This is a genomic window from Dermacoccus abyssi (assembly GCF_003515945.1).
In the GTDB taxonomy this organism is placed as follows: domain Bacteria; phylum Actinomycetota; class Actinomycetes; order Actinomycetales; family Dermatophilaceae; genus Dermacoccus; species Dermacoccus abyssi.
Map to the genome: position 1 here is coordinate 1 of NZ_QWLM01000036.1, position 4,666 is coordinate 4,666.

Below are 4,666 nucleotides of genomic sequence, written 5' to 3' on the forward strand. Positions count from 1 at the left end.
CGCCTTCTGCTCGGCCGGGATCGCAGGTGGTCTACCCATAGCTCAGATTCTCCTTCAGGACTGACTCAACGGTCCTGCCAGATATCTTGACGCGCGACACAATCACCCAGTTGTCCTACGACTCGATGGGGCGCCTGGTGAGCGCCTCGAACTGGGCCGGTCACAACTGGGCCTACACGTACGACGCAAATGGCAACCGCACCTCGGTCAAGAAGGACGGGGCGGCCGTCCAGTCGTTGTCGTACAACGCTGACAACCAGCTCAACAGCACGGGCTACGCGTTCGACAAGGCTGGACGCCGCACCGGCGACCCGGCCGAGGGCTCGACGACGTGGAACGCTCTGGGACAGTCCGTCGCCCGGACGAAGGGGGCGAACAAGGGTTCCTACGCCTATGCCGGATATGGTCAGGACGAGTTGATCCAGCAGAAGGATGCGAACACGACGAAGACGTATGTGTGGGGTCGTTCGAGCCAAGCTGGTATTCCCACGATGGAATACTCGACGATTGCTGGCTCCGCCAGTTCGACGAGCGTCGTCGACAACGACGCGAACGGCATGCCGATCAACATGCTTTCGGGCGCTCAGTCGCAGTACGTCGTGTTCGACGGCCTTGGTCGCATGTGGGGCACGGTCTCGGACAATGGTCAGGTGACGAGCAAATACGAGTACGACCCGTATCAGCAGCTCACCAACATCGTGTACCCGACTTCGTCGCCCACCACGGCTGCGAAGGCCCAGACGTCGCAGATGCAGGCTGCCAGCGCTGACTCCGGCTCTTCCGGTGGCGGGACGCCGTGGTCGACGCTCGGGGTGCAGGATGAGGTCGTGAAGAACTGGTGGAAGCGTGGAGCGCGCTGGCACGACACCAGCACCGGAACCTGGACAAGTGTCGACCCCATCACCCGCCTAAATGACCCCGCTCGCGCCAACGCCTATCTCTACGTCGGCGGCGACCCCATCAACATGACGGACCCTGCAGGGCGGATTGATTGGAACCCCTTCCATCACAAGGCAATCAGGTGCGGCGCTGATCTTATCGGCATGGGAGCAAGCGCAGTCGGAGCGGCCTCGTCCGCCGCCGCGACACCTTTCACGGGAGTCGCAGCAGCAGGGGTGGCCGTCAGCGTGATTGGGTTCGGGGCCTCGGCTGAAGCCATGACGAATGACTGTGACTCATGGACAAGATGACAGAGACTCTGACGGGCAAAGAGAAGATCGCACTTCTAGTGTTCCTCATTTGGACTCTTGGCGGCTTCTTCGCCTATCAGGCCCATTATTTCTTGGGATGGGTTGGATTGTGGCTTGCTCTTCTTTCGCTGTGCATATCCATGCTTGCTCGAAGTCGTCGAAGATAGGCGAGACCTGGCCGTCGTAGGTTCTTTCGCACACTTCCTGACTGTAGCCCGACCTCAAGTGGCCCCTTCACACGCTAGTGTGAGGGGGCCACTTTATCCCTGTCGTTACGCAGAGGCGGTTTCCTCTTCAGCGGACTCTCTGATCGGCACAGGTCCGGGGGTGGGCGGTTTGCTGGCGCGAACAGTTGCGGTAGTCCGTACGCGTCGCATATGTGACAAGAGGGGAAAGATGCAAGCGTTTGCAGCGTATAGAGCGACAGGCAAGGCCGGAGCGCCGGTTTGGCTGTTCGTCATCGTGGCTATATTCGTCTTCGGCGTGTTCGCCTTCCAGAAGTTCAAGAAATGAGTTGGGCGTCATATCATCATCCCGCCTTATGGTTACGCACTAACCTGCGCGCGTCGTCAGGAGCTCGATTCCCCCCGGACAGATCGATCCGGCATCTGCGGGCGCTGGCTACCTGGGCCGCCAGCCGGGTTCCAGGTGGCCATGCGGGGCGACGCTACAGCTGCGAAGTCCCCGTCGTTGCGAATGTCTGCTGCTGACGCAGACATGGAGTCCTTTGGTACCGGAACGGCGGGCTCGGTGGGGTCTTCGAAAGTTGGTTTGGCGACGGGCACTGTAGCTACCTACTGTCGGCATCGGGTGCGTCGCAGCGGCGGCTCCTATCTCGGCACTATTTTCGGAGGGGGACAACGGACGTCGGGTTGGAGAGGACAGCCACGGGGACCTGGGTAGGATTCCTCAATGAAACCTAGGCGCCTGATGGTCTTGCTCCTCGGGATTGCGGTATCAGGGGGGGGCTGGGTTATGCAATTGATGGATCTGGAGGAATGATCCGGGCCCTCGTGATGCTCGGTGGCGCGGCTGCTTTGTCCCGGTTATTTGACGTTTCGCAGTGAAGCGCACCGGATTCGTCCGATCTCACTCAAAATCGGCCAATGGCATGAAGTGCGAACAGCACCTGTTTCAACCCGCCGTACGGATGGTGCCCGACAAGCGCCTCGTAAGTCTGGAACGAAGCCCAGGGCCCTTCACAGGTCTCGGACGTGGGGCTCGTCGGGCTGCACTGGTGCAAGCATCCAGCCGACTTGGGACCGCCGCCCGCCTACGCCGACGTTGCCGGTGACGTCATTGCGGAAGTGATGACGCGCGTGCAGGGCCCCCGCCAACCGATGGCACGATGTTGGATGCCGCGCACGTTCGACCGCCTCGAACCCCGTCCTCGCCTTCGAAAGGATCGTCATGCCCGACACGATCACCCTCACGGGGCTTGCGATCACGGCCTGTCACGGTGTGCTCGACTTCGAGAAGCAGATCCCGCAGCCGTTCGTCGTCGACCTTTCGCTCGAAGCCGACTTGGCGCCCGCGGGGCGTAGCGACGACCTCACCGCCTCGCTGTCGTACGCCGACGTCGCGGCGCGCGTCGTCGAGGTAGCCAGCGGAGAGCCCGTCGACCTCATCGAAACTCTCGCCGAGCGCATCGCCGACGCCGGCCTCGAGTGGGCGTTCGTCGAGGCCGTGGACGTGATGGTGCGCAAGCCGCACGCGCCCGCTGGGGTGCCCTTCACGCCGACGACGGGCGTCATGGCCGGGCCCGCTGTGTCGGTGCGCCGCGAGCGACGTCGTGCGGTCGTCATTGCGATGGGAACGAACCTCGGGCGTCGGGTGGCGACCATGCGTTCTGCGCTGGAATCGCTGCGCGCTCTCGACGGTCTCGACGTCGTGCACGTGTCGCCGCTCGTCGAGACCGACCCGGTCGGTGGCGTCGAGCAGCCTGACTATCTCAACGCCGTCGTCGTCGGTTTCACGCGCCTCACGGGGGAGCACCTGCTCGCCGAACTGCATCGCATCGAGGCCGAACACGGCCGTCGACGCGACGTGCGTTGGGGTGCGCGCACCCTCGACCTCGACATCATTTCCTTGGGCACGCCGGGGGAGTCGGACGAGGTGCGTGCCGGTGGCGAGCGTGACGGTGTGACGCCCGGCGCCGCGGAGGCGTCGAAGTCGCCGCTGGCGTTGCCGCATCCGCGAGCCCACGAGCGGGCGTTCGTCGTCGTGCCGTGGTGGCAGGCGGCGCCGTGGATGACGCTGCGGACTCCCGAGGGTGTTGTCGCGCTCGACGACCACGTGCGCGCGCTCGACGTCGCGGGGGTACGTCGCGGCCCGGTGTGGGACGCCGAGGAGTACCTCGACCTCGAAGGAGGCCTTCGATGAAGCCGCTTGCACCGCGCTCCGCGCTGATCGCGGGCGTCGTCGTCACGGCGGTGACGGCGCTCGCCATGCAGCTCGTGCGCAACGGCGGGAACGCGCTGCCGCAGCACAGCTGGTGGGAGATGCTGCTCGTCGTCGCGCTCTCGGGGGCGCACGTGGCGGGCGGGTGGCTCGTGCGCGACCAGGTGCGCACACGGACGAAGGCAAAGCGCGAGGCCGACGCCCGACTTCGCGCGGGCCAGGATGAAGCACTGGCCCGCAGCGCTGCGGCCGGCGTCATGCAGGGCCACGAGGGGCCGAGCGCCGACACGGCGCGTCGCGTCGTCGTGTTCTCGCAGGCGGCGGCAATCGGTGGTGCGGTGCTCACGGGCTGGTACGCGGGGCAGGCCGTCGTGCAGTTCGGACGCCTGCATATCGCGTCGGTACGCTCCGGGGTGATTCTGCTCGGCGCGCTCGTCGTCGCGTCGGTGGTGCTGTCCGTGCTCGGTTTCGTCGTACAGAAGTGGTGCACGATTCCCGACGACGAACGCTGACCCGGCAACTACTTCGTTCACGGCCCCGCGCCCGCCACCGAGCGTGCGGCTCACGGACGGAGCCGCACGCCTTGATGGCAGGTTTGGCTGAAGATGGCGCCGATGTCGTCCGCATCTTCGACCAAACCCACCATCTTCGATGGCGGGCACAAGCATGAGGGCCGCCCCGTGAAGCTCCCGGGGCGGCCCTCGCCGTGCGTCAGTTGTGATCAGCCGCGGCGGCGACCGACGACGACAACGCCACCGAGTGCAGCGATGCCGGCGGCAGCGAACGCGAAGCCGGCGAGGTTCGTCGGCTGCGACATGTCGGCGTAGTCGGTCTCGACCTTCGGGCCCATCGTCGTGCTCGGCGAACTGGACGGCATCGGCGACGTCGTCGAGGAGTCCGTGGGCTCCGATGTGGGCGTCGTGGGCTCACTCGTCGGTGTCGTCGGGTCCGTCGTCGGCGTGGTGGGGTCGGTGGTCGTGTCGCGCGTCAGACTTAGTGGCAGGGCCGTTATGTAGGTCCTGAAGGAGAGTCAGACATGGGTAGACCACCCTCGATTCCGGCGGAGAAGAAGACCC

General features: G+C 65.0%; 4 protein-coding genes. 3 read left to right on the plus strand and 1 reads right to left on the minus strand.

Features of this window, described 5'->3' with window-relative positions:
* The first annotated feature begins 110 nt into the window (after positions 1 to 110).
* The 3 genes from D1832_RS14910 (at position 111) to D1832_RS14920 (ending at position 4,102) form a co-directional block, all read left to right on the plus strand.
* Positions 111 to 1,190 (plus strand): RHS repeat-associated core domain-containing protein, encoded by a 1,080-nt coding sequence (locus tag D1832_RS14910; protein ID WP_147362747.1) that lies wholly within the window; start codon positions 111 to 113, stop codon positions 1,188 to 1,190.
* A 1,410-nt stretch (positions 1,191 to 2,600) separates the two neighbouring features.
* The gene (folK, locus tag D1832_RS14915) at positions 2,601 to 3,572 is read left to right on the plus strand and encodes a 2-amino-4-hydroxy-6-hydroxymethyldihydropteridine diphosphokinase (protein WP_118915172.1); all 972 of its coding nucleotides are present in this window, start codon (positions 2,601 to 2,603) and stop codon (positions 3,570 to 3,572) included.
* Positions 3,569 to 4,102: a DUF3180 domain-containing protein gene (locus D1832_RS14920; RefSeq protein WP_118915173.1), complete on the plus strand. Its 534-nt coding sequence runs from the start codon at positions 3,569 to 3,571 to the stop codon at positions 4,100 to 4,102. Before folK ends, D1832_RS14920 begins: the two co-directional genes overlap by 4 nt.
* A gap of 209 nt (positions 4,103 to 4,311) precedes the next feature.
* On the opposite strand, the gene D1832_RS15470 is transcribed toward D1832_RS14920, so the two are convergent.
* Complete coding sequence (locus D1832_RS15470) at positions 4,312 to 4,467, minus strand: hypothetical protein (protein WP_182434824.1); 156 nt, start codon at positions 4,465 to 4,467, stop codon at positions 4,312 to 4,314.
* Positions 4,468 to 4,666 lie beyond the last annotated feature (199 nt).